The sequence below is a fragment of the Candidatus Nanopelagicales bacterium genome (genome assembly GCA_028687755.1).
GTDB lineage: Bacteria > Actinomycetota > Actinomycetes > S36-B12 > S36-B12 > UBA11398.
Genome location: JAQTZL010000001.1, coordinates 248,701 through 270,519, shown reverse-complemented (window position 1 = coordinate 270,519; position 21,819 = coordinate 248,701). Strand labels below are relative to the sequence as shown.

Here is a 21,819-nt window from a genome sequence, read left to right as displayed (position 1 = left end):
TTGCCCCTTCTCTGGCACGATTCGCGTACCTGCCAAGGAAGGTTGTTTGCATGTCTGTCATGACCGAAGAACGCGAGGCGCTCAAAGCAGCGGTCGCGGATTACCTCGATTCCACGTTCCCAATCGACAAGGTTCATCGCATTGCCAATGGCAAGGAAGACGTGCCTGCGGGTGAATGGACCAAAGCAGCCCAAGGCCTTGGCCTTGCTGGCTTGGTTATCCCGGAGGAATTTGGTGGACAAGGAGCCAGCCTTGGCGAACTTGGCGCAGTGCTTCAGGAATTCGGGCGCACCCTTGCTCCACTGCCGATGCTTTCTAGTGCAGCGCTTGGCACCGTTGCGTTCTTGGTCTGTGACAACGCCAGCGCAAGCAAGCCGTATCTGGAGGCACTTGCTGCCGGCAGTGCCACAGCAGCGTTGGCACTCAGTGAAGCGGCCAACCAATGGCCAGCAACGATCAACAACACCGTTGCGACTCAAAGTGGTGACGCATGGACTATTACCGGCGATAAGAGCTTCGTACTCGATAACGGCGGTGCTGATCTTTACATCGTCAGTGCCAGCACCCCACAAGGTCCAGGCATTTTTGTGGTGGACGCGGCTGATGTGCAGCGCACCGACCTCAATGCAATGGACCTCACTCGCAAGCAGAGTGCAATTACTTTGAACAATGCCAAGGCAACGCCGCTGGCATTGAATGCTCAAGAGCAGCTCACGCAGATTCAAAACCTCGCAGCGACCCTGGTGGCAAGCGAGCAAATCGGTGGCGCTGATGCAATCCTGAAGATGATGGTGGAGTACGCAAAGATGCGCGTGCAGTTTGGTCGCATCATTGGTTCCTTCCAAGCCATTAAGCACATGTGTGCTAACACGCTTGTTGAAGTTGAGCAGGCACGTGGTGCTGCTGAAGATGCTGCTGATCGTGCTGCGGAAGGTGAAGACATCACACTTCCTGCAAGTTTGGCAAAGATCGCATGTTCAGAAGTGTTCACCGATGCAACACTCACCAATATTCGCGTGCATGGCGGCATTGGCTACACCTGGGAGCATCCCGCTCACCTCTACTTCCGTCGCGCACGTAGTACAAGTGCCTTGTTTGGCACACCTGCGCAACATCGTGAAGCACTGCTTGTTGGCTTGGGTTACTAGGAGATATGACAATGACTACTTCAATTGAAACTCCAGCAGAACTCGAAGAGTTCCGCATCAAGGTTCGCGACTGGTTCGCCACCAATGCCACGCGCGAAGACGCTGTAGCAACCGACAAGAAGGATGAAGTCGAAGAAGGCGAAACCGAAGACTTCCTGGTTGTTGCGCGCAAATTCCAGAACACGTTGTATGACGCTGGTCTTTCTGGGCTTTCTTGGCCAAAGGAATACGGCGGCCAGAGCCTGACCATGAACCACCAGCGGGTGTTCAACGAAGAGGCAAGTGGCTACGTCATGCCAAGCACACCGTTCATGGTGACTCTTGGCATGTGTGCGCCAACAATCTTGCAGTACGGAACCGAAGAGCAGCGCAAGCGTCACATCGGGCCGATGCTTCGTGGCGATGAAATCTGGTGCCAGTTGTTCTCTGAACCAGGCGCAGGTTCAGACGTTGCTGGCTTGACCACCAAGGCTGTCAAGGATGGCGATGAGTGGGTCATCAATGGGCAGAAGGTCTGGACCTCAGGTGCGCACTACGCGAGCTTTGGTTTGATCGTTACGCGTACAAATCCTGATGTGCCAAAGCACAAGGGCATCACTATGTTCATTGTTGATATGAAGGCTCCCGGCGTTACCGTTCGCCCACTTCGTCAGATGAGTGGTGCAAGTGGTTTCAATGAAGTGTTCTTCGACAACGTGCGAGTTCCAGCAACGTCGCTCGTTGGTGTGGTGGATCAAGGCTGGACCGCAGCAATTGGCACCTTGATGAACGAGCGCGTGAGTATCGGTGCCGGCGGCGGCGGACTCGGTCGTGGCACAGGCACCGTGCAGTTCGATCGTTTGGCTGAACTGGCAACAAGCACCGGTGCCATCACTGATCCAGTGACTCGTAATGAATTGGCGACGATTTGGGTTAAAGAGCGCACGCTGGCAATCCTTGGTGATCGCATGCGCGCCAGCCTGAAGTCAGGAAAGGCTCCAGGGCCTGAAGGTTCGATCGCCAAGCTCGCTGGTTCTGAATTGGGTAAGCAGGTGGCCGATATGGCAATGGATCTTCTTGCTGAATCAGGTCAGGCCTGGACCAACGATGATGAAGAGTCATTGCGTTGGGCCACGAACCTGCTTGCTTCACCAGGCGGCGCAATTGCTGGTGGAACACCAGAAATCATGCGCAACATTCTTGGTGAGCGCACTCTTGGTCTGCCAAAGGAACCGCAGCTAGATCGCGATATGCCGTTCAAGGAAATACGAACGAACTAACTCCATCACCTAACGTCAGAGGGTCTGTAGCGAAAGCTGCAGGCCCTCTGACTTTTCCACAAGTAGATGTTGTATTGGTACGGCGTCCACAGTTTCACTTTGGTCATTGCAAAGCGAATTCCAACGCCTTTAGGTTCACCAAGCCGGCCTTCTTTGCCGCGATCACACACAGCGGGTGTGGTCGTGGTGAAGAAGGGAGGTATCGGAGTGAATCGATTCGATTCAGTGATGCGAAGGGCCCTGACCCTGTGCACAATTCTTAACGGAATTACACAGACGGTCAGAGCCCTTGCAGAACTACTCCGGACCCTTCGGGGTTACGGATAACTCCGGTTAGGGGCATCAGCAGGACAAACTGCTGGTGCCCTCATAAAGTACAACAACGCCAACATGTTTTCAAGGTTTATATCCACAGCAACTAGCGGACTGTGGATCTCGTCCACAGATTTCAATCGGCTGTGGCGCAGGCCTTCACGCGTATTTATGTTCACTTCACCGCACCTTTTTCGCAGCGGTTGTGTCAATGAGATACAGCCGCGGTGAAGAAGGGAGGTGGAGGTGTGGATCGAAAATTCGATTGGTTGCGGCGAGTAGCCCTGATGGTGTGCGTAATTCTTAACGGAACCGCAACACTCGTCAGGGCAATCGCTCTACTTATTCGTACCCTTCGGGGCTACGGATAGCACCTTCGAGGGCATCAGCAGCACGAACTGCTGGTGCCCTCATAAAGTACAACAACGCCAACATGTTTTCAAGGTTTATATCCACAGCTGTACAGCGTTAGTGGATCTCATCCACAGATTTCAATCGGACATGGCGCAAACATTGCGTCGTATTTATGTTCACTTCACCTCGCCTTTTTCGCCGCGGTTGTGTCAATGAGATGCAGCCGCGGTGAAGAAGGGAGGTGGAGGTGTGGGTCAGCAATCTGATCGGGTGAAGCGAGTAGCCCTGACGGTGTGCGGCATTCTTAACGGAACCGCACAACTCGTCAGAGCGATCGCTGAACTCATCCAAACCCTTCGGGGCTACGGATAGCACCTTCGAGGGCATCAGCAGCACGAACTGCTGGTGCCCTCATAAACTACAACAACGCCAACATGTTTTCAAGGTTTCCATCCACAGCAACTAGCGGACTGTGGATCTCATCCACAGTTTTCATTCGGACGTAGCGCAAACATTGCCTCGTATTTATGTTCAATTCACCGCACCTTTTTCGCCGCGGTTGTGTCAATGAGATGCAGCCGCGGTGAAGAAGGGAGGTGGAGGAGTGGATCAGGAAACTGGTCGGGGAATGCGAATGGCCCTGACAGTGTGCGGAATTCTTAATGGAACCGCACAAACTGTCAGGGCCATTGCGGACCTCATTCGTACCCTTCGGGGCTACGGATAGCACCTTCGGGGCATCAGCAGCATGAACTGCTGGTGCCCCACCAAAATACAACAGAAGGTCGAGAAAAATCAATAACCGCAGTGGTTATTAGATCTTGCGCAGCACGCTGACAATCTTGCCCATGATGGTTGCGTCATCACCAAGGATTGGTGCGTACGCAGGGTTGTGTGGCATTAACCACACATGACCATCGCGACGCTTCAACGTTTTCACGGTGGCTTCGTTGTCTAACAGTGCAGCAACGATTTCGCCGTTTTCTGCAGTTGCTTGGCTACGCACGACAACCCAGTCGCCATCACAGATTGCTGCATCAATCATTGAGTCGCCGCTGACACGCAACATGAAGAGTTCGCCATCGCCAACAAGATCGCGAGGCAATGGGAACACTGCTTCAACTTCTTGCTCAGCAAGGATTGGCCCACCGGCTGCAATGCGACCAACCATGGGCACCAGTGCTGCGCCGCTACGCACGCGTGAATCGGCAAGTGCTTCAGTGTCATCACCAACGACCTGCAATGCAGGTGTGCCCGATGGGCCAGAAACAAATGAACCGCCATCACCGAGCGCTGCAGGCAGGGGAGTCGACGGATCAGCAACGACCATCGCGCGTGGGCGATTGGGATCGCGGCGTAGGTAGCCGAGCTTTTCCAAGCTCTTGAGTTGGTGGGAGACCGAGGACGAAGAGGTCAGGCCCACGGCTTCGCCGATCTCTCGAACGCTTGGGGGATAGCCGCGATCATCGATGGATTCGCGAATCATTACCAGGATCTGGCGCTGACGTGTGGTGAGGCCGTCGCTATCTGCCGGGCCGTCAGGCAGTTCCACGATCTTGCTCATTTTCCACTCCAACCATTCGAACATCGGGCATTTCTTAGGGAAGAACGACTCGAACATCTGCAATGTCAGACCCTCAAGACAGGGTTCACGTTAACCGATGCGACACGCCAAATCAAACACATGTTCGAATGTGCTGGACGTGTCGCTAGGGAATCTGCTAGAAATCGCACATACGTTCGATCGAACAGGTGTTCGAAAGAATAAGAAAGACCGGCTAGGCAATACCAGCAATACCAGCAAGACCAACTGAACATTCTTCCCCGAATGAAAGGCACGACCATGGCGATCGCACTCTCAGTAGCTCCAGTTAGCCGCCCACTGCCACGGGCACCTCGTGCGGCCGGTCAATCCCACCGGTCGGCAATGGCGAAAGCCCCTGCCACCACGAAGAAGCAGTCACTGCGCCTTACGCGTCGCGGTCGCCTGGTCGTGTTCTTCGCCGTTGTTGTTGCGCTGTTCGCCGCGATGATGCTGTTTGGTTCCAAGGCAATTGCAACATCAACGAATGCTGGGCCAGCAACAGCAACCGTTGTCGTGCAGCCAGGTGAGTCACTGTGGTCAATTGCGCAAACCATTGCGCCTGATCAGGACCCTCGCGCAACGATCAATGACATCAAGGATCTCAACGGCATGAACACCGCTGTGGTTGCAGTTGGTCAGTCGATTGTGGTGCCAGTAGTTCGATAGTCAGTCGGCGTCATGGTGGGGACATCCCCACATGTGATTAGGCAAGGCAATGCAGCTTTTCTAGCCTGCAGTAATGCGACGCATTGTTCTCCTAGGTTTATCCGTCTTGACCCTTAGCTTCGCGGGTATCTCGCAGGCACAAGCAGGCGCAGTGGTTGCCACTGTTGCTCTGCCCACTGGTTCGCAACACATGGTGTTGAGTCCTGATGGATCAAAAGCATTCGTCACTAGTAACACCAACAACGCTGTCTCAGTAGTGAGCACGAGCACCAATCAGGTGATTGATACGTGGAATGTGACTGGTTCACCTACAGCGATCGCGATCAGCCCAGATGGCACCCGCGTAATCGTTGTGATTGCGGGCGCGGCCTATAAAATTATCAACGCTGCAAATGGAACACTTGTACAGGCAGTGTCATCGATCTCGGGGTGTACTGATCCTCGAGCTATGGCCTATAACCCATTGGGTGGTGCCGTCTATATCGCCTGCGGCAGTGGAAATTTCAGAGTTGCTGCGATTGATACCAACACCTACGCCACTTCAATTGTGTATACCGGATCGATCGATCGCTATTTTGTCGCGGTTTCGCAAAATGCATCTGAGCTTGCTGTTTCCGGAACGTCCGTAGTTCGTTACATCAACAGTGGTATCAACTTCATGGCGACAGGCGTTATTACTGGCCTTGCGATTTCCGATGATGGCGTAACTTCTTATGTGCCTGAAACAAGCGGAATCGTTGATGTGTTTCGCCGAACTGGTGGGCCGAATAGTCAACTAGTTATCGGTGGAAACCTTTCGAGCATTGCTGTGCAAAGCGCCCGCGGCGTTGGATATGTAACTGACGGCACAGGGCGGTTACTGAAAGTCTTCTCACTAGTAACAGGCGCAGTGTCGGCTACATATCCAGTAGGTGCCGGGGCAACAGATGTTGCTGTGAACGCTGACGCAACGCGTGCGTATGTCCTCAACGCCACCGACAACACGGTCACTTTCATTTCACTGGTCGCTCAGCTCTTTGGTGACAACATTCCCACCGCAGCAATGCAGCAGTACGCCCGAACAAGCGATGGAACCTGCGAAATTCAACCAAAGGACCTCGCAGATTTCCCAGCCTTGGCCAGTCTTAAGGATCAGGCTTGGGGTCGTAGCTGGGCGCAATGGCCCAATGGCGGCACCGGTGGGTTTGTGTGCGTGCGTCAGCCCTATTACAACTCAGCGAGCACTTGGTCTGTGCGATAGCGCAGGTCGACACTTGACGGCCAATAATGGTCAAGTGATTCACGCTCGGGTGCTCCTAGTTGAAGACGAAGCCTTTACGCGTGCGTTGCTTGTCACGTCACTGACCTCATTGGGTTTTGTTGTCGTTGGGCAAAGTGCGAACTCTGCGCAAGCACTTGCAGCCTTTGAGGATGCAGGGGCAAGGGGTGAGCCAGTGGAAATTGCGCTCTTGGATTTGGATTTAGGAGCTGGGCCGTCAGGTATTGATTTGGCTTATGCACTTCGAGAGCGTTTGCCAAATATCGGCCTTATTCTTCTCACAAGTTTCTCTGATCCACGAATCAAGGATCCAAGTGAACGCGCGCTTCCCAGAGGGGCCCGCTATCTCATCAAAACTGCACTCGATGACGTGGATTTGCTTCGCACGACACTCTTGCAGGCAGTGCGTGAGCCACTGAAGTTAACGTCTTCGGCTTCCATGGTGCGCGAACTGACAGACAATCAAATGCAGGTACTCAAGCTTGTTGCCGAAGGTCGCACTAATGCAGAGATTGCGCTTGCGATGCAGGTGAGCAATAAAGCAGTTGAGCGCACAATTTCCCGCGTAATGGAAGCGTTATCCCTGGATTCGGCTCAAGGAAACCCTCGGGTGTTATTAACGCGCGCGTATGTGCAACTTTCCGGCAAAGCGATGCCAAGTTAGTGCGTAACCAAGTGAAGGAAGTTCTTGGCAAAACCCGCGGTGCACATGATCATGGAGCGCATATGTGGCTCCAGTGGGTGCAGCAGGCTCGCTTCACTCCCATCACCATGTGGATTTTTGGTGCAGTATCAGCCCTCACCGTTGCATTGACGTGGGAAGTAAGCGTGGCTTGGCGTGTGCTGGCTGCGTTTGTTGTCGGCGTGATGACTGTTGCGTCTTCGTTCCTGTTGGCAACCCTCATCCGTGGTGTGTGGTCGCTGGTACTGGTGTCAGCTGTGGTTGGCGTGGTGCGGGCGGTCACGTTCGCATTGGTCGTCGCAGTGTCACAGCATGGTGAACACTGGCTTGGCCCATTGCGTTTCATCAACGCAGTTCTGGCAGCGTTGGTTTGGCTGCCAGCTTCAAGCATCATCGTTGCCAAGGAGCGCCAGTACCGCACGCGATATCAAGATCTTGTTCATCAAGTTGCGGTGCGAAATGTTGCTCGGCACCTTGAGGGGCTTGCTGAAGTGTCTCAATTGAAGTCAGCTCTTGCCGATGCAGCTACGACAGTAGAACCCACGCAGCAGGATTTGGATGACGCTGCTGCAGCGATTCGATGGGAGATCGAACACCGAATTCGTCCGCTGAGTCATCGCATTTGGTTTAGTGGGCAGTCACGTGAACCCCATGCTCGCTATTCAATGGTGATTCGCGATGCGATTGTCGGCTTCACTGTTCCCATCGTGCCAGTAGTGCTGCTGTGGTGGATTGTTGCAACGATTGGCGCTCCGGTGTTGTTCGGAACCCAGCGAGGTGTGCTGAGTGCGGCAGTGAATTCTGCCTTTTTCTTTTTGGCGTTGACCTTGAGTGCGCGAGTGATCCGTAGCTGGCCCAACAAGTTCTTGGCGCCACTATTGGTGTTGGCAAGTGTGTATCTCCCAGTAATCGCCGCGGATCTCGTTATGAACCTTCAAGGCTCATGGGTAAATCCGGCAGCTCCGATCGTTACGTATGCCTTCGTTCCCTTCGCAATGTTGTTCTTAGTTATTGGCTCAGCCTCATTGAAACTGGACCAGCAAGATCGCACCCAAATTTTGAAAGTGATCGAAGAGCGCGTTGACACGTTGACCCCGTTAGAGCATCAGGCGATGTCGAGTTATCTGCACAACACGTTGCAATCAGAGCTCACCGGTTTAGCGCTACAGCTTGATCAAGCAACGCCGGGCACGAAAGCGGCAGAGGAATCATGGGAGCGTCTAGCCGCGTTAGTGAATCGCTCGATTGCGCAGGATTTTCATAAGAGTCAACTCACGCCATTGCAGCGCATTGAGAGGATTCAACAGGCGTGGCAGGGGATTGCGGCAATAGATCTTGATATCGCGGCCTCTGTTGATGTCAGTGATTCACGGCTAAGTCTTGTTGTGGCAGCGATTGAAGAAGTGGTGACGAATGCTGTGCGTCGCGCTGGCGCAACCCAAATTACGTTCTCACTGACCAACCATGGGGAAGACCTGCATCTTGATGCTCGCACGAACGCTCTCTTGAATGAAAGCGCACCGCTTGGAATGGGGAACGTATGGTTGGGGGCGGTGTTGAGTGAGCAGATCAAGGTTGACTCGGATGAATTCAGTACTCGCTTGCAGTTGGTGTTTTAGATAACGCTTAATCGACAAGCCGTTTCATGTCCTGGTGGACAATCGATTGTGGTGCCAGTAATTCGCTAACTTGCAAGGTATTTCGTCAAAGCTTCGCGCACCACCTCGCTGCGTGATTTTCCTTCAGCCGCAACACGTTTTTCCAGTAACACGTGAAGCTCTGGGCTCAATTTCACTTGCACGGTTTTAGCAATCGCAGAACCCAAATATGGGCGCCCTCGTCGCAACTGTTCGCGGGTGTAACCGCGTTCGGCTTCGGCGGCAAGCTCTTCGATGATCGATTGAGTTATCGCCATGCCGCCTGAATATCCAAGTATTTCTTCGCCTTGATCATTCTTTTTCATTTTGCTCGCTCCTTGAGAATCCACTGGTACTGCTGAGTGACTTTCATGGCATGAATCACAACGGTTTTGGAATCATCAAAATGCAAGGTGATGATTTCCAGGGGATTGCCTGAACCATCGGGGCCGACATGAAGCACTCGCCTGGGTATCTCTTCTTCGAGGATTCGTTGATAAAACCCCCAAGCAATTGCGTGCTCTATGTCAGCCTCAGCTATTCCATGTTTTCTGGCGCTGGAGTTGATGATTAACACCAGACGCTCATTAACGTAGTACGAAAATATCCAGATGGCAAGGGTTGAAGCTGATTCATGCGGCGAGCATGGGATGGGGCAAAGCCCAGTGGAAGCCGCATACCTCGATCTGTGGACGAGATCCAGGCGATAAGACCTTGTGGAAAACGAGGCGATATCGCCTGTCCGTTTTGCCCCGAGTGGAATAAAAAGCGTTAAGGATTGTTGAACAGGACAACGGACCGAACACGCGCCTGCCCCACGTCCCTAATCTGTGGGGGAGTCAAGGTAAAGTCCGCCTCCTTCGACCATCTACGTGGCGAAGAACATCAAGGAGAGCACCAACACCATGGCAACTGACTACGACGCCCCGCGTAAGACCGACTCTGAAGAGGCTGCCGAAAGTCTTGAGCACCTCAAAGAGGCTGCTGCTGCCCAATCGCAGACCCCCATTGAGATCGATGAGAACGACATCAGTGCCGAAGACATCGAGCTTCCTGGTGCTGACCTGTCGGGCCTTTCCCTTGAGGTTCGCGTGGTGCCTATTCAGTCAAACGAGTTCACCTGCACTCGTTGCTTCCTGGTGAAGAACAACACCCAGCTTGCCAATGGCGATCTGAAGAAGCCTGTCTGCCTGGACTGCGACTAGTCGTTAGCGTCAATCACGGATCGAATGAGAATTCATTCGAATGGCGTGTCGTTAGTCGGTCCAGTTAGCACGGTGTCGAGTGGCGTAATGGAGTCTTTCTTCAACATCTTCTGCTGTTAGTGAATTAGCAAGTTCTCTGTAGCCCTGGGTTTCGGCGTGACCATGAACTGCGCTCATCCCGCAAACCAAAATAGCGCGAATGAGCCCTGAGTCAGTGTCGTGGGTTGCCGTGACTTCGCTATGAGAAAGTTCTTCAAGGGCTTCACGAAGTGACCGGTCTGCGATTATTTGATTGAGGTCAGCAAGTTCGCTCTCGGTGAGGGCGAGTGTGATCCGACGATCGCTATGACTGTGGGTTTGAGATGCCATGATCAATATCGTGCAGCACTTTTTGTTCTAGATCAATGGTTGAGGATCGCTCACTCAGAAAGTAACTGCGAAACCCTTTGTGCTGAAAGGCCAATGAGTGTGCCGCTATCGCGAGTACTCAAACCATGGGCTTGTAAATACCGCACGGCTGAACGTGTGCGTTGAGCAAGTAGTGACTGAGCTTGGAGAGCGGAAGCTTTTGCTTCGTTGATTTCATTGAGCACTGCGCGCATCTCATCTGTCATCTCGAAGTGGATATCGATATCAAAAGAATCTGCAGGAGCTTCGAGCATGAGTGAAATTGCATCTCGAGCCATACTCTCAATGCGATTAATTCTGCGAGCTTGCGTATTGATTTCACCGCCAAGGGCGCCTTCAATGCCTGGAATATGTAATGACCACCAAGGGCCGTCTTGAACCGCAAAGACCTTGTACTTTTTTCTCATGGCTTCAACTCCTTGAGGTATTTCTTGCAATTGCCAATTTCTCGAACTGTCAATCTTTCTGAAAGTTCCCGATGCCGAGGAATGCTGATCGGGAGGTGATGGACGCGATAGATGTCATGGCGGCTTCCATTGCGCACAAAGACAAACTCAACGCCTGCCTCGTGAGCCAAGGTGCTCAGGATCGCGATAAATTCTCGACGTTTCACCCTTGCTGTCTAATCTACTAGACACCAAGAAGAAAAGGCCAGACTCGCAATCTGTGGACGCAATCCAGACATTCCACCTGCAGTGGATAACCAACGAGCGCTCAAGGAGAAAAGCAGGCAAACCCCAATGTCAGAGCTAGCCCCTATAGATAGGGCTTGTGGATAACGCGAAAGTAAAAGAAGTGGGGCAGTGGACCCCAGGAATGACCCGAATACTCGAGCAAAACCCACACAGCACGACCAAATCAGGGGCAAAAAAGAATCGTGGCGGCGTGTCGGTGTCGAAATCTTGCAAAGTGGCCTAGCGCACAGTAATGTTTCGACCCCTAGATGTAGTAGTTACAACGTCGTGATTACTCCACAGGTAGTGGTTCGCTAACCACAGGTTGTCCACAAGATTTCCCCCAAGAAATCCCCAAGACGGCCGAAGAAGTGAAACAGATGTTACGGAAGTAAACAGATGAGAAGGGAGAGACACCGATGAGATGCCCATTCTGCAAAGAAGACGATTCCCGCGTGGTCGACTCCCGGGCGGCTGAGGATGGCCTAGCTATCCGTCGTCGTCGCGAATGCGCCCAATGTGGTCGCCGGTTCACTACGGCTGAGACCTCAATCCTCCTGATCGCGAAGCGATCTGGCGCTCTGGAAACCTTCAATCGCCAAAAGGTGGTCAACGGTGTGCGCAAAGCCTGCCAAGGCCGTCCCGTCAGTGATGACGATCTTGCTCGATTAGCTCAACAGGTAGAAGACACCTTGCGTGCCGCTGGTGCGTCTGAAGTCCCTACCCAAGAGGTTGGCCTAGCCATCCTGGGGCCGCTTCGTGAACTCGATGAAGTTGCCTACCTCCGCTTTGCTTCCGTCTACCGCTCCTTCGACACCCTTGAGGATTTCGAAGCCGAGATCGCACTGCTGCGCGCAGAGGGCGAACCACTCGGACAAGAGCCGAGCACCACCAGCACCACCAAGTAGTTCCCCACAAAGGCTTCCCGGTCCTTATCCGAAAATGAAAGAAAGGCACCACCCATGTCGGTCACCACAAGTACTCCGGCCAGTACCAAAGAGGGTTTTATCCATAACACCCTGAACAAGCCAGGCCTCGTAATGGAGCGCCTTTACACCGCTGAAGGTAAGCACCCATACGACACCGTGACGTGGGAACGTCGCGACGTTGTTCAGACGAACTGGAAGACCGGCGAGATCGTCTTCGAGCAGCGCGGCGTTGAATTCCCTGATTTTTGGAGCGTGAACGCTTCAACCATCGTCACCACCAAGTACTTCCGTGGTGCAGTGGGCGCAGAGAACCGCGAGTGGAGCCTTAAGCAGCTCATCGACAGAGTCGTGCTTACCTACACCAAGGCTGGCCGCGAAAACGGATACTTCCGCACCGAAGCTGACGGCGACATCTTTGAACTCGAACTCACCGACATGTTGTTGAACCAGGTGTTCAGCTTCAACTCACCAGTGTGGTTCAACGTTGGCACCAACTCACCACAGCAGGTCAGCGCATGCTTCATCCTCAGCGTTGACGACACCATGGATTCGATCCTGAACTGGTACCGCGAAGAAGGCATGATCTTCAAGGGCGGATCAGGCGCAGGCCTCAACCTCTCAAGAATCCGCAGTGCGAAAGAACTTCTCAAGAGTTCAGGTGGCACCGCATCAGGCCCAGTGAGCTTCATGCGCGGCGCTGACGCATCAGCAGGCACCATCAAGAGCGGCGGCGCAACTCGCCGTGCAGCAAAGATGGTCGTGCTCGATGTTGATCACCCAGACATCGAAGAATTCATCGAGACCAAGGTTCGCGAAGAAGACAAGATCCGCGTACTTCGCGACGCTGGCTACGACATGGATCTTGGTGGCAAAGACATCGTTTCTGTTCAGTATCAGAACGCAAACAACTCAGTTCGCGTTAGCGATCTGTTCATGCGCGCTGTTGAGAACGACGAGCCATTTGGTTTGACCGCACGCACCGACGGTGCAGTTGTTGAAACCATCAATGCAAAGCAGCTCTTCCGCAAGATGAGCGAAGCAGCATGGGCTTGCGCCGATCCTGGTATCCAGTACGACGACACCATCAATGACTGGCACACCAACCCAGAAACCGGTCGCATCAACGCATCAAACCCTTGCTCTGAATACATGAGCCTGGACAACTCTTCTTGCAACCTTGCAAGCTTGAACTTGCTCAAGTTCTTGAAGGAAGACGGAACATTCGACGCCAAGCGTTTTGCTAAGGCTGCGGAATTCATCATCACCGCAATGGACATCTCCATCTGCTTTGCTGACTTCCCAACCGCACCAATTGGTGACACCACTCGTCGTTACCGTCAGCTTGGCATCGGTTACGCAAACCTCGGTGCATTGTTGATGGCAACCGGCCTTCCTTATGACTCAGAAGCTGGCCGCGCATTTGCAGCAAGCATCACCAGCTTGATGAACGCTTCTGCTTACAAGCGCTCAGCAGAGCTCGCAGGCATCGTTGGTGCTTACGACGGTTACAAGCGCAACGAAGAAGGTCACAAGCGCGTCATGCGCAAGCATGCTTCGGCTAACGACAACGTGCGCGCCTTCTCTTCCCTTGATGGCGATGTGCTCAAGGTCGCAACCAAGACCTGGGCTGAAGCACTCAAGACAGGTGAGAAGAACGGCTGGCGTAACGCGCAAGCCTCCGTGCTTGCACCAACCGGCACCATCGGCTTCATGATGGATTGCGACACCACCGGTATCGAGCCTGACTTCTCATTGGTCAAGTTCAAGAAGCTTGTTGGCGGCGGCTCAATGCAGATCGTCAACCAGACCATTCCGTTGGCGCTTCGTCGCTTGAACTACACCGAAGAAACCATTGAAGCCATTGTTGAATTCATTGGCGAAAACGGTCACGTGATCGACGCCCCAGGTTTGAAGCTCGAGCATTACGCGATCTTCGACACCGCTATGGGTGCTCGCTCCATCACCCCAATGGGTCACGTGCGCATGATGGCAGCAGTGCAGCCATTCATCTCCGGTGCAATTTCAAAGACCGTGAACATGCCAGAAGATGCCACCATCGACGAAGTTGAGGAGATCTACTTCGAAGCATGGAAGATGGGCGTCAAGGCGCTTGCGATCTACCGCGACAACTGCAAGGTTGGCCAGCCGCTCAGCGATGCCAAGGCAAAGAAGGTCGATGACATTATCGAGCTGACCGCCGAAGCTATTGCTGAACTTGCTGGCAAGCCAACTCGTCGTCGTCTTCCTAAGTCACGTCCAAGCCGCACGACATCATTTAGTGTCGCTGGCGCCGAGGGCTATATGACCGCAGGCAGCTACGAAGATGGTGCGCTTGGTGAGGTATTCCTCAAGCTCGGCAAGCAGGGTTCCACGCTTGCTGGTGTGATGGATGCGTTCTCGATCGCGATCAGCATCGCCATTCAGTACGGCGTGCCGCTGGAAGCCTTCGTGAGCAAGTTCGTGAACATGCGCTTTGAGCCTGCAGGCATGACCGACGATCCAGATATCCGGATCAGCCAGTCGATCATGGACTACATCTTCCGTCGCTTGGCATTGGATTACTTGCCATACGAGCAGCGCGAAGCCCTAGGCATCTTCAGTGCCGATGAGCGCACCGCAACGGTTGCGGCAAGCTACAACCCAGCTCCAGCAGCTGACTTCGACAACGATGTTGAAGATGCAGCCACTGAAGTTGCAGCTGAAGCAACTGCTACTGCAACTCAAACTGCAGCACCAGCAGCATCAACCAAGCAAGAAGTCAAGATCGCTCACTCGAGTGCTGAACTCATGGAGCAGATCACGGGCACTGCAAGTGATGCACCGCTGTGCATGACCTGCGGTATCAAGATGCGGCCAGCAGGCAGCTGCTACGTGTGTGAGGGTTGCGGCAGCACCAGTGGTTGCAGCTAATCGATAACTCAACGAATGGGGCCCGACCAACTTTGGTTAGGGCCCCATTCGCCAGTTTGTGGAATCAATTCGGAGATAGGGCAATGTCAGACATGAACCGTAAGGTCGCAGCATGACGAAGCCTGCCTTCACGTTCATCGACCTCTTTGCAGGGATCGGTGGGTTCCATGCTGCACTTTCCGGAATGGGCGGGCAATGTGTCTACGCTTCTGAAATTGATCCTGCCGCTGCAAAAATTTACAAACAAAACTGGGGATTGAACCCACTTTCAGATTTAACTCAAGACGCGAATGACGACGTTATGAACGTCCCTCCACATGACGTTCTTGCGGCAGGATTTCCTTGTCAGCCATTTAGCAAGAGTGGCGCCCAGCGCGGCATGGATGAGACTCGCGGAACGCTTTATTGGAACATTCTCAAGATTATTCAGGCCCATCATCCGTCAATCGTGCTTCTTGAAAACGTTCGAAATCTTGCAGGACCCCGTCACCTTCATGAGTGGCAGGTCATTATTGAGACCCTTCAAGATGAGGGCTACCGAGTTTCCAAGCAGCCATCCATCTTCTCTCCACATTTATTGCCGCCGGATATGGGTGGCCGTCCTCAAGTACGTGAACGAGTTTTCATAACAGCCACGTATGTTGGTAAAGGCGTGAGTCGTCATGAACTTGATGTGGATCCTGCATTTGAAAACAGGCCTGTAGCCGGATGGGATCCGTCTACTTGGCATCTCGAGTCCGACCTTCCTCTCGATGCAGATCATCATGCTGAAGATTGTGATCTGAGTCAGTCAGAGCGGCTTTGGATTGATGCTTGGAATGACTTTGTTGTCAAAATGTGGGAAGCACGCGAAGGGCGACGTTTACCTGGGTTTCCATTGTGGGCTGATGAATGGGTCCTGACAAAAAATTTAGTGATTCCAAAAGACACTCCTAAATGGAAGTCTGATTACCTAAGGAAGAACGCGGAGTTCTACACCGCGCATAAGAAAGCAATTGATGCTTGGGCGAAAAAATGGGGAGTGTATACAGATGCGTTCCCCGCATCACGGAGAAAACTCGAATGGCAGGCTCAAGACACGCCTTCCCTTTGGGACGCAGTTATGCACTTGCGTCCGTCAGGTATTCGCGCAAAGGCCCCAACTTATGTGCCTGCACTTGTTGCAATAACTCAGACCAGCATTGTTGGTCCTAGGGAGCGGCGACTTTCACCTCGTGAAGCAGCCCGGTTACAAGGTCTCCCTGAATGGTTCGACTTCTCGGGGCAAAAGTCTTCGACAACATATAAGCAGTTGGGTAATGGAGTTTCAGTTGGAGCCATTTGGTACGTCATGAATTCTCTGGCAGGGCGAGACGAGGATCATCTTAAAAAGCACGCTCCGAAACTGCTCCAAGCGATACAGGAATCAGGAAAGTCCCCGGATGTGGCCTTAGCGAAACTGCAGCATTAAATCCGCTTACGCGCCTGAAAAATTTCATCAAACTGCTTACGCTGAATCATGTAAAGATTTGGTGGTGTCATATCGGCATAAAGTGACGGCCACAATGGCAAATGTATAAATCTGCCATCCTTTCTTGCGCTGTCCATTCGACTGAGCACTTCGGCTCTTGGAACAAAGTGGGCTTTGTTATTGGATTCCATGGGGACGTTCATTATTTCATCCCCCGCAAGGACGTAAATGCCTGGCAGGAAGGGATTATTCTTTAAGTGAATCGTAGTTGGGTCATTCTGACTATCAAGTGAGTCAGAAATCCGTCCATTCGGAGAGATATGAGTGATCAGTAAGAAATCAGAACTCAGCAAATCAGATGACCCGATGCGTTCCCGAACATCTTGTATTGAGAAGTCAACGAATTCCCTTAGTTCGAATATAAGTTCGACAGTAAAAAAATCGCCGGACAATTTTCCATAAGCGATAACAGAATTCTCTGGCAGTCTTTGTGCAAGCGAGCGGGGTGTAAGAAATTTTGCTTTGCCAAAAACTTCCGCATTTCCAAGCTGATTAGGTGATAGCAGTTCCCAGTCAATTGTCATCGATGGAGGAGTGTAAACGAATGTGATTGGGTGTGAGTAGTCCCAGAATTCATAGATGGGAGTCTTATTTCTTTCTCCACTGCCGGCCTGCCATACGGCCGTGAACATAGGTGTTTGACCTTCTTTATGACTAAATTCAACACCACTAAATTCATAATCCCAGGGTTCGCGGCCTTGTCTGCGGGAAAATGAGGCCCCGGGAAATTGCTGCTTTGTATATGTTCCCAAAGTGTCAAAGAACAAATCTTCTAGCAAACTCGCTGAAGCCATCTGATAATTGTCATCGCGGTATTGCCTCTGTGCCCAAATATATGGAAATAGGAATTCTTCTCTATTGAGCATTTGGCGAGTTGTATCAACAAACAGCCGGACAGATTCAGGTTGCAATTTATCCCCCTTATTGCTCATGTTCTGAATCTTATTGCAGGGCTTGGGTGCATGCGTATGTATTCACTCTTCTAAACAGGAGATATGAACGCAACTCACTCTCTTTAGCCATCTATGAATATGATTCACTTGCGCGCGTGGTTGCTTGGATTTCTCTTAGACAATCGACGTATGAGAGAGGAAAGTTGTGAGAGCAATTAGTTTTGTCACAAAGTTAACTTCAATATTGATTTCGTTTGCGCTTTCCTTTGTATCTATTTCCGAAGTTAATGCTGCAACGCCGTCATACCTATTCACAGTGCAGTCAGTGTCGGGCTCCACATCCGTCTTGCCCGCCGGTCCTGGTGTCGACGAGCGCTTCACGCTTTCCTTGCGCGGTGTCGATCCGGTCACGAAGTTCGCCGATCGTCCCTTTCGATCAGCCTCGGTGATGTCTCCATCGGCGCTGGTCTCGAATTGGAATTCTTGGTTTGCTTCGTCAGCACCCAATGCCGTGCTGACCTATTCACGCGGTGCTGGCATTGCTCCGTCTTCGATCGTGGTCACACTTTCGCACCCGCGCTACTCGGCATCTGGTCGTTCGCTGTCATTCACTGCAACTCGTACCTATCGTGCTGTTGATCCATTGCAAAAGGGCTCGAACTGGGTGCGCCCGGTGACCCCACGCACCTTTGTATCCGCAAGCCTGTTCATTGACGATGCGGGGAGTGGTTCAACCGACGCACTCGTTGCCTCGTTGCAGCAGTCGCTGCAGCAATATGTGTTTGCCCCGAACAACGCAACCACCTGGGCAGCAGCAACCTCGTCACTTTCCGCGATCATGAATCAGGCCTGGATGAACGGCACCGGCAATCTCATGGGCGCCACCGCCTCGCAGGCTTACACGGTGAGCTGCATGACTCCATTCAATGCACAGATGGTGCTAAACGGGTATATGACGTGCACAGTCACGATGCAATTGATGAGCGGTGGTCAGTACGTCGCGAACCTCAAGCAGCAGATGGCTGTTTCAGGTTAAGCGTTGCGAACCTTGAAGCGCTGAACGGCATTGGGATCACCATTGGGATCCTGCAGGAACTTCGCACCGATCCTGATCTGGCTCAACACTGCACCTTTAGGCACCTTGGGTAGGCAGAGATCATGCATGTTGTCGTCCATGGCTGGGGTGCTGTGGTCAGCAAGGTCGGCAACTGCGAGTGGTCGCATATTGATCACTGTTTTGTTGGGCAGTGTGAACAGCGCACGGTAGGAGTTCGTTGCTGCTTGGCCGATCTCAGCACCGGTGGGGTAGGCCGTCATTCCGTTTGACCACACCACACGCACAAAGGTTTCACCTACGGTGCAGGCGTTCTTATCGCCAGCCATGAGTGCTGGGGTGATTCGCCATGCATCAGAAATATCTGGGCCCGCTTCAATCTGAACGATTGGAGCACTCAAACCTGGAGCGATGGTTTTCCATTGCAGTGCGTTGGGAGTTGTGGTTGTTTGTGCTCCTGGAATATGACCTTGGAGTTCACCGGTCAGAGTCACCGTGATGGGGCGTGCAGCTTTGGGATCACCGAAGTTGCCAATGAGGTTCACGGTTTGGGCATCATTTAATTCATCAGGCGGATACTGCAGCGCACAGGTGGGGTTGACTGTGGTGCCATCACTTCTGGTGATGAGGAAGTCTGTGACAGCAATGCTGTCGTTCTTGATGAACCAGTTAAAGGTGACGGGAATGTTGTCCAAACCCGTCTGGCCAGTTGGGCACCGGTTGCCGTCGTTGAGACCCCAGGCAGCGCTGAGAATTTGGACACTGACACTGCGCCCAATCGACTCGCCTCAACGCCAATGCGGGCAAAGCCTGTTGTGATGGTGAGACATGCCATGTCATGGCGTGCCTTCAGTAGTTCCCCGACTTTCCATCTCGGTCTGCAGGAATTGTGACGCTTTGTCAGTCGGATGGGGGATGATCGAAGTATGGGATTACAGTTTCGGCGCTCAGTGGGGTTTGGTCCATTACGAGTCACGGCAACCAAGCGCGGGATGTCTGCGTCACTGGGCGTCAAGGGCGCACGCGTTGGCGTGAACTCCAAGGGTCAGGTGCGGCGCACGGTGGGCCTTCCCGGCACGGGTGTGTATGACACTGAAGTGGTTGGTCATGTGGGTGCTGCCCCAGAGGACACGCGCGAGCATACAAATCTAGCTGAGCCAACTAGCTCACCCGGCTTAGTTATTGCCCCCGGAGCTCGCAACACCACTAGCGATCAGCACAAGTCAACGGGGAAAACCGTGGCGATCGTCGTGATGGCAATCGTGATCGTGGTGCTGTTGGTTGCACTGGGATCAAAATAGTTTTAGAACGCAAATGCAGGCAGATGATCAATGACTTTGCTGCATACTTCAACAATCACACTTGCTTTTCCGACATCTTCGAGCACGTCCGTTGCCGTCATCGCTGGCATTTCGATCGAGGGATATTCAACTTCGTTCCGTCTTCTCCTCATTCGAGAAAATGGACGAAGGTCTTTACCCATTGGCGGATCAAGTTGGGCCACCACAGCGTCAAAGAGGTTGAGGTGGTGCCCTCGTGCACTTGATGTGCGCAAGCCCTGAACTTCAAGAACTGCAGTGAGTGCTTTGCGCGCTGCGTCGTATGCGAGCACGTAGCTACCTTCAGGATCGGACAAAGCCAAGGTTGTTGCGCTAGACAGATGCTGACGTGCTTGCGTTAGGAGGACCTCCGCCTGATCGCGATTAGGCGTGATCTGACTCAGTCGGTTATCTGCAAGCATTGCAAGGATGAGTTCGCGCCCTTGATTCCATTGATTCGTCATCGTGTCATCGCCTCACGTGATAACTCGACTAACGGGCTTGAGTGCAGCGTCTTGAGGAACGGGTCGTCTTCATAATTGCGCCATTGCTTTTCACTCACCCGACGAATATTCACTTCGCGTTTCAATCGTTGTGCAACAGGCTCAACTGCATCATGAACAAGATCAAGATCGATCGTGCCAACTACGAGCACGTCAATGTCTTGTGGGGCAGGCCCTGGTAGACCTTCATGACGGGCCGCCCAAGATCCATATATGTAGGCACGCGAGATATCTGGAAGTCCGATGAGGGCGTCAGTCAGGAGAGGTAATGGTCCATATGTGACAAGAAGAAGTTGGGAGAGTGCACTGGCAATGATCGATGATGAGTTTGCTTGAAGCATCCGGTTGTTACCGACCCGCCTTTCGTGCACCCAATCAGCTTCAACAAGTCGATTAGCTTCAGCGTGAATGGCTCGAACGCTTGCTCCTGAACGGTGAGCAAGGTCAGTGAGGCTGTAGGAGCGATCAGGGTCAAGGAAAAGCATGGCCAACATGTCTCCTTGTACGCGAGAGCGCAACATAGGAAGCAGTGGAGATTCCTTCGTTTTCATAACAGGTAATATACATTACTAGTTACGTAAGTCAATGATCGTCCTTTTGGGATCCTCACGCTCATACTGGGGTAACGGAGCACGTGTGGTTGAGGCATCGCGAGGAGGTCCGAATGACTGAGCAGCAAAAGTACGAAGTAGTTGAGGTTTCCGGCAATGTTGAATTGCGCAGATATGAGCGTTGCACAGTCGCCGATGTTGTGATGACAGGTTCCGCCGATCGGGTAGGAAACAAAGCCTTTGGGTCACTTGTTCGATATATCTCGGCCAAGCAAATCTCGATGACTGCACCTGTGCTGCAAGCCGCGTCTTCTGAAACTGATGCGTGGGTAGTGAGTTTCGTGTTGCCTGGCAGAAAAGGGATCGGTGACTATCCGCTGCCTGATGATGCACAAATAACCTTGCGCGAAATTCCTTCGCATCTTGCGCTTGCAGCTCGCTGGTCTGGTCGATGGACATATTCGAGTGTGATGGAACATGAAGCTGAGTTGCGTAGGCTTCTTGCTGGTGCTGGTGCTGGTGCTGGTGCTGGTGCTGGTGCTGGCGCTGATTCGCAGGTCGGCAACTTTTCTGGATACGAAGCCGTCGGCCCTGCAGTGTGGGCGCGGTATGACCCGCCTTGGAAGCCGTGGTTTCTTCGTCGCAATGAAGTCTTGCTCGAAGTTCAGCTGCGCTCGTAACTCAAAAGGTTTCCGCCGTGCTGGGGGCATGATTCAAAGGGTTTCACCATGTTCCGGTCGTTCGCTGCTGCGCACGTTGGTGAATACCTGGGGGGCTTGGCGCATCGATAACGTCTTTTTGTAGTACCCAGAGAATGTAGTTACTGCCTTTCTGCGCACACGTGGCTGCAGGTTGCACAGAGAAGTTCATCTTCACGTCATGTGGGCGAGTGTTTTCCACTGATTGGTGTTCATCAAAGGCTGGTTTGCTCACGCGTTATTTCAATACTTCAACGTAAGGAT

At 52.7% G+C, this 21,819-nt stretch carries 25 protein-coding genes; 14 read left to right on the top strand and 11 right to left on the bottom strand.

What is annotated here, in order from left to right:
• Positions 1-50 precede the first annotated feature (50 nt).
• The 3 genes from PHN51_01480 to PHN51_01470 all read left to right on the top strand — a co-directional run bounded on the left by PHN51_01480 (position 51) and on the right by PHN51_01470 (position 3,445).
• The gene (locus tag PHN51_01480; GenBank protein MDD2817450.1) at positions 51-1,148 is read left to right on the top strand and encodes an acyl-CoA/acyl-ACP dehydrogenase; all 1,098 of its coding nucleotides are present in this window, start codon (positions 51-53) and stop codon (positions 1,146-1,148) included.
• An 11-nt stretch (positions 1,149-1,159) separates the two neighbouring features.
• Positions 1,160-2,407, top strand: coding sequence for an acyl-CoA dehydrogenase family protein (locus tag PHN51_01475; GenBank protein MDD2817449.1), 1,248 nt, complete (start codon positions 1,160-1,162; stop codon positions 2,405-2,407).
• A gap of 915 nt (positions 2,408-3,322) precedes the next feature.
• Positions 3,323-3,445, top strand: a complete 123-nt coding sequence (locus PHN51_01470; protein MDD2817448.1) for a hypothetical protein — start codon at positions 3,323-3,325, stop codon at positions 3,443-3,445.
• Positions 3,446-3,887: 442 nt separating this feature from the next.
• Here PHN51_01470 and lexA read toward each other — a convergent pair whose 3' ends face one another.
• A complete protein-coding gene (lexA, locus tag PHN51_01465) occupies positions 3,888-4,637 on the bottom strand; it encodes a transcriptional repressor LexA (protein MDD2817447.1) in 750 nt (249 codons plus the stop codon).
• A 279-nt stretch (positions 4,638-4,916) separates the two neighbouring features.
• Between lexA and PHN51_01460 the strand changes: the two genes are divergently transcribed.
• The 4 genes from PHN51_01460 to PHN51_01445 all read left to right on the top strand — a co-directional run bounded on the left by PHN51_01460 (position 4,917) and on the right by PHN51_01445 (position 8,883).
• Positions 4,917-5,324: a LysM peptidoglycan-binding domain-containing protein gene (locus PHN51_01460; GenBank protein ID MDD2817446.1), complete on the top strand. Its 408-nt coding sequence runs from the start codon at positions 4,917-4,919 to the stop codon at positions 5,322-5,324.
• A gap of 73 nt (positions 5,325-5,397) precedes the next feature.
• A complete protein-coding gene (locus PHN51_01455; GenBank protein ID MDD2817445.1) occupies positions 5,398-6,564 on the top strand; it encodes a YncE family protein in 1,167 nt (388 codons plus the stop codon).
• Between the two features lie 13 nt (positions 6,565-6,577).
• A complete protein-coding gene (locus PHN51_01450; GenBank protein MDD2817444.1) occupies positions 6,578-7,246 on the top strand; it encodes a response regulator transcription factor in 669 nt (222 codons plus the stop codon).
• Complete coding sequence (locus PHN51_01445) at positions 7,246-8,883, top strand: hypothetical protein (GenBank protein ID MDD2817443.1); 1,638 nt, start codon at positions 7,246-7,248, stop codon at positions 8,881-8,883. Before PHN51_01450 ends, PHN51_01445 begins: the two co-directional genes overlap by 1 nt.
• A gap of 65 nt (positions 8,884-8,948) precedes the next feature.
• On the opposite strand, the gene PHN51_01440 is transcribed toward PHN51_01445, so the two are convergent.
• Entirely contained in the window at positions 8,949-9,227 is a 279-nt protein-coding gene (locus PHN51_01440) for a ribbon-helix-helix domain-containing protein (protein MDD2817442.1), read from the bottom strand.
• Entirely contained in the window at positions 9,224-9,478 is a 255-nt protein-coding gene (locus PHN51_01435) for a hypothetical protein (GenBank protein MDD2817441.1), read from the bottom strand. The genes PHN51_01440 and PHN51_01435 overlap by 4 nt, the downstream gene beginning before the upstream one ends.
• A 328-nt stretch (positions 9,479-9,806) precedes the next feature.
• On the opposite strand from PHN51_01435, the gene PHN51_01430 reads away from it, so the two are divergent.
• Positions 9,807-10,106, top strand: coding sequence for a DUF4193 domain-containing protein (locus PHN51_01430; GenBank protein ID MDD2817440.1), 300 nt, complete (start codon positions 9,807-9,809; stop codon positions 10,104-10,106).
• A 51-nt stretch (positions 10,107-10,157) separates the two neighbouring features.
• Here PHN51_01430 and PHN51_01425 read toward each other — a convergent pair whose 3' ends face one another.
• From PHN51_01425 to PHN51_01415, 3 genes are read right to left on the bottom strand one after another with little or no spacing between them, the layout of a single operon-like run.
• The gene (locus tag PHN51_01425) at positions 10,158-10,475 is read right to left on the bottom strand and encodes a hypothetical protein (protein ID MDD2817439.1); all 318 of its coding nucleotides are present in this window, start codon (positions 10,473-10,475) and stop codon (positions 10,158-10,160) included.
• A gap of 50 nt (positions 10,476-10,525) precedes the next feature.
• Positions 10,526-10,921, bottom strand: coding sequence for a hypothetical protein (locus PHN51_01420; protein MDD2817438.1), 396 nt, complete (start codon positions 10,919-10,921; stop codon positions 10,526-10,528).
• A complete protein-coding gene (locus PHN51_01415) occupies positions 10,918-11,127 on the bottom strand; it encodes a hypothetical protein (GenBank protein MDD2817437.1) in 210 nt (69 codons plus the stop codon). Before PHN51_01415 ends, PHN51_01420 begins: the two co-directional genes overlap by 4 nt.
• Before the next feature lie 480 nt (positions 11,128-11,607).
• Between PHN51_01415 and nrdR the strand changes: the two genes are divergently transcribed.
• The 3 genes from nrdR (at position 11,608) to PHN51_01400 (ending at position 16,477) form a co-directional block, all read left to right on the top strand.
• Entirely contained in the window at positions 11,608-12,096 is a 489-nt protein-coding gene (gene nrdR, locus PHN51_01410) for a transcriptional regulator NrdR (protein MDD2817436.1), read from the top strand.
• Positions 12,097-12,150: 54 nt separating this feature from the next.
• On the top strand, positions 12,151-15,027 hold the full coding sequence (locus PHN51_01405) for a vitamin B12-dependent ribonucleotide reductase (protein MDD2817435.1): 2,877 nt from the start codon (positions 12,151-12,153) through the stop codon (positions 15,025-15,027).
• 112 nt (positions 15,028-15,139) lie between these two features.
• Positions 15,140-16,477, top strand: coding sequence for a DNA cytosine methyltransferase (locus tag PHN51_01400; protein ID MDD2817434.1), 1,338 nt, complete (start codon positions 15,140-15,142; stop codon positions 16,475-16,477).
• Here the strand turns inward: PHN51_01400 and PHN51_01395 are convergent.
• A complete protein-coding gene (locus PHN51_01395) occupies positions 16,474-17,469 on the bottom strand; it encodes a hypothetical protein (GenBank protein MDD2817433.1) in 996 nt (331 codons plus the stop codon). The two genes, PHN51_01400 and PHN51_01395, sit on opposite strands and share 4 nt — an antisense overlap.
• A gap of 166 nt (positions 17,470-17,635) precedes the next feature.
• On the opposite strand from PHN51_01395, the gene PHN51_01390 reads away from it, so the two are divergent.
• The gene (locus tag PHN51_01390) at positions 17,636-18,466 is read left to right on the top strand and encodes a hypothetical protein (GenBank protein ID MDD2817432.1); all 831 of its coding nucleotides are present in this window, start codon (positions 17,636-17,638) and stop codon (positions 18,464-18,466) included.
• Here PHN51_01390 and PHN51_01385 read toward each other — a convergent pair.
• Positions 18,463-19,179: a hypothetical protein gene (locus PHN51_01385; GenBank protein ID MDD2817431.1), complete on the bottom strand. Its 717-nt coding sequence runs from the start codon at positions 19,177-19,179 to the stop codon at positions 18,463-18,465. The two genes, PHN51_01390 and PHN51_01385, sit on opposite strands and share 4 nt — an antisense overlap.
• A 231-nt stretch (positions 19,180-19,410) precedes the next feature.
• Here PHN51_01385 and PHN51_01380 point away from each other — a divergent pair, with 231 nt between their 5' ends.
• A complete protein-coding gene (locus PHN51_01380; GenBank protein MDD2817430.1) occupies positions 19,411-19,785 on the top strand; it encodes a DUF4236 domain-containing protein in 375 nt (124 codons plus the stop codon).
• A gap of 2 nt (positions 19,786-19,787) precedes the next feature.
• Here the strand turns inward: PHN51_01380 and PHN51_01375 are convergent, their stop codons facing one another.
• Together PHN51_01375 and PHN51_01370 are read right to left on the bottom strand one after the other, a co-directional pair.
• The gene (locus PHN51_01375) at positions 19,788-20,267 is read right to left on the bottom strand and encodes a hypothetical protein (protein MDD2817429.1); all 480 of its coding nucleotides are present in this window, start codon (positions 20,265-20,267) and stop codon (positions 19,788-19,790) included.
• The gene (locus PHN51_01370) at positions 20,264-20,857 is read right to left on the bottom strand and encodes a hypothetical protein (protein MDD2817428.1); all 594 of its coding nucleotides are present in this window, start codon (positions 20,855-20,857) and stop codon (positions 20,264-20,266) included. Before PHN51_01370 ends, PHN51_01375 begins: the two co-directional genes overlap by 4 nt.
• Positions 20,858-20,970: 113 nt before the next feature.
• On the opposite strand from PHN51_01370, the gene PHN51_01365 reads away from it, so the two are divergent.
• On the top strand, positions 20,971-21,537 hold the full coding sequence (locus PHN51_01365) for a heme-binding protein (protein MDD2817427.1): 567 nt from the start codon (positions 20,971-20,973) through the stop codon (positions 21,535-21,537).
• 43 nt (positions 21,538-21,580) lie between these two features.
• Here the strand turns inward: PHN51_01365 and PHN51_01360 are convergent, their stop codons facing one another.
• Positions 21,581-21,790, bottom strand: a complete 210-nt coding sequence (locus PHN51_01360) for a hypothetical protein (protein MDD2817426.1) — start codon at positions 21,788-21,790, stop codon at positions 21,581-21,583.
• Positions 21,791-21,819: the final 29 nt, after the last annotated feature.

Bases quoted from the DNA above. Each gene is read 5' to 3' on its own strand.
- PHN51_01475 (MDD2817449.1), top strand. From the start codon at position 1,160: ATGACTACTTCAATTGAAACTCCAGCAGAACTCGAAGAGTTCCGCATC.
- PHN51_01370 (MDD2817428.1), bottom strand. From the start codon at position 20,857: ATGAAAACGAAGGAATCTCCACTGCTTCCTATGTTGCGCTCTCGCGTA.
- PHN51_01375 (MDD2817429.1), bottom strand. From the start codon at position 20,267: ATGACGAATCAATGGAATCAAGGGCGCGAACTCATCCTTGCAATGCTT.
- PHN51_01380 (MDD2817430.1), top strand. From the start codon at position 19,411: ATGGGATTACAGTTTCGGCGCTCAGTGGGGTTTGGTCCATTACGAGTC.
- PHN51_01430 (MDD2817440.1), top strand. From the start codon at position 9,807: ATGGCAACTGACTACGACGCCCCGCGTAAGACCGACTCTGAAGAGGCT.
- PHN51_01395 (MDD2817433.1), bottom strand. From the start codon at position 17,469: ATGAGCAATAAGGGGGATAAATTGCAACCTGAATCTGTCCGGCTGTTT.
- nrdR (MDD2817436.1), top strand. From the start codon at position 11,608: ATGAGATGCCCATTCTGCAAAGAAGACGATTCCCGCGTGGTCGACTCC.
- PHN51_01460 (MDD2817446.1), top strand. From the start codon at position 4,917: ATGGCGATCGCACTCTCAGTAGCTCCAGTTAGCCGCCCACTGCCACGG.
- PHN51_01425 (MDD2817439.1), bottom strand. From the start codon at position 10,475: ATGGCATCTCAAACCCACAGTCATAGCGATCGTCGGATCACACTCGCC.
- lexA (MDD2817447.1), bottom strand. From the start codon at position 4,637: ATGAGCAAGATCGTGGAACTGCCTGACGGCCCGGCAGATAGCGACGGC.
- PHN51_01400 (MDD2817434.1), top strand. From the start codon at position 15,140: ATGACGAAGCCTGCCTTCACGTTCATCGACCTCTTTGCAGGGATCGGT.
- PHN51_01405 (MDD2817435.1), top strand. From the start codon at position 12,151: ATGTCGGTCACCACAAGTACTCCGGCCAGTACCAAAGAGGGTTTTATC.
- PHN51_01455 (MDD2817445.1), top strand. From the start codon at position 5,398: ATGCGACGCATTGTTCTCCTAGGTTTATCCGTCTTGACCCTTAGCTTC.
- PHN51_01480 (MDD2817450.1), top strand. From the start codon at position 51: ATGTCTGTCATGACCGAAGAACGCGAGGCGCTCAAAGCAGCGGTCGCG.
- PHN51_01440 (MDD2817442.1), bottom strand. From the start codon at position 9,227: ATGAAAAAGAATGATCAAGGCGAAGAAATACTTGGATATTCAGGCGGC.
- PHN51_01420 (MDD2817438.1), bottom strand. From the start codon at position 10,921: ATGAGAAAAAAGTACAAGGTCTTTGCGGTTCAAGACGGCCCTTGGTGG.
- PHN51_01365 (MDD2817427.1), top strand. From the start codon at position 20,971: ATGACTGAGCAGCAAAAGTACGAAGTAGTTGAGGTTTCCGGCAATGTT.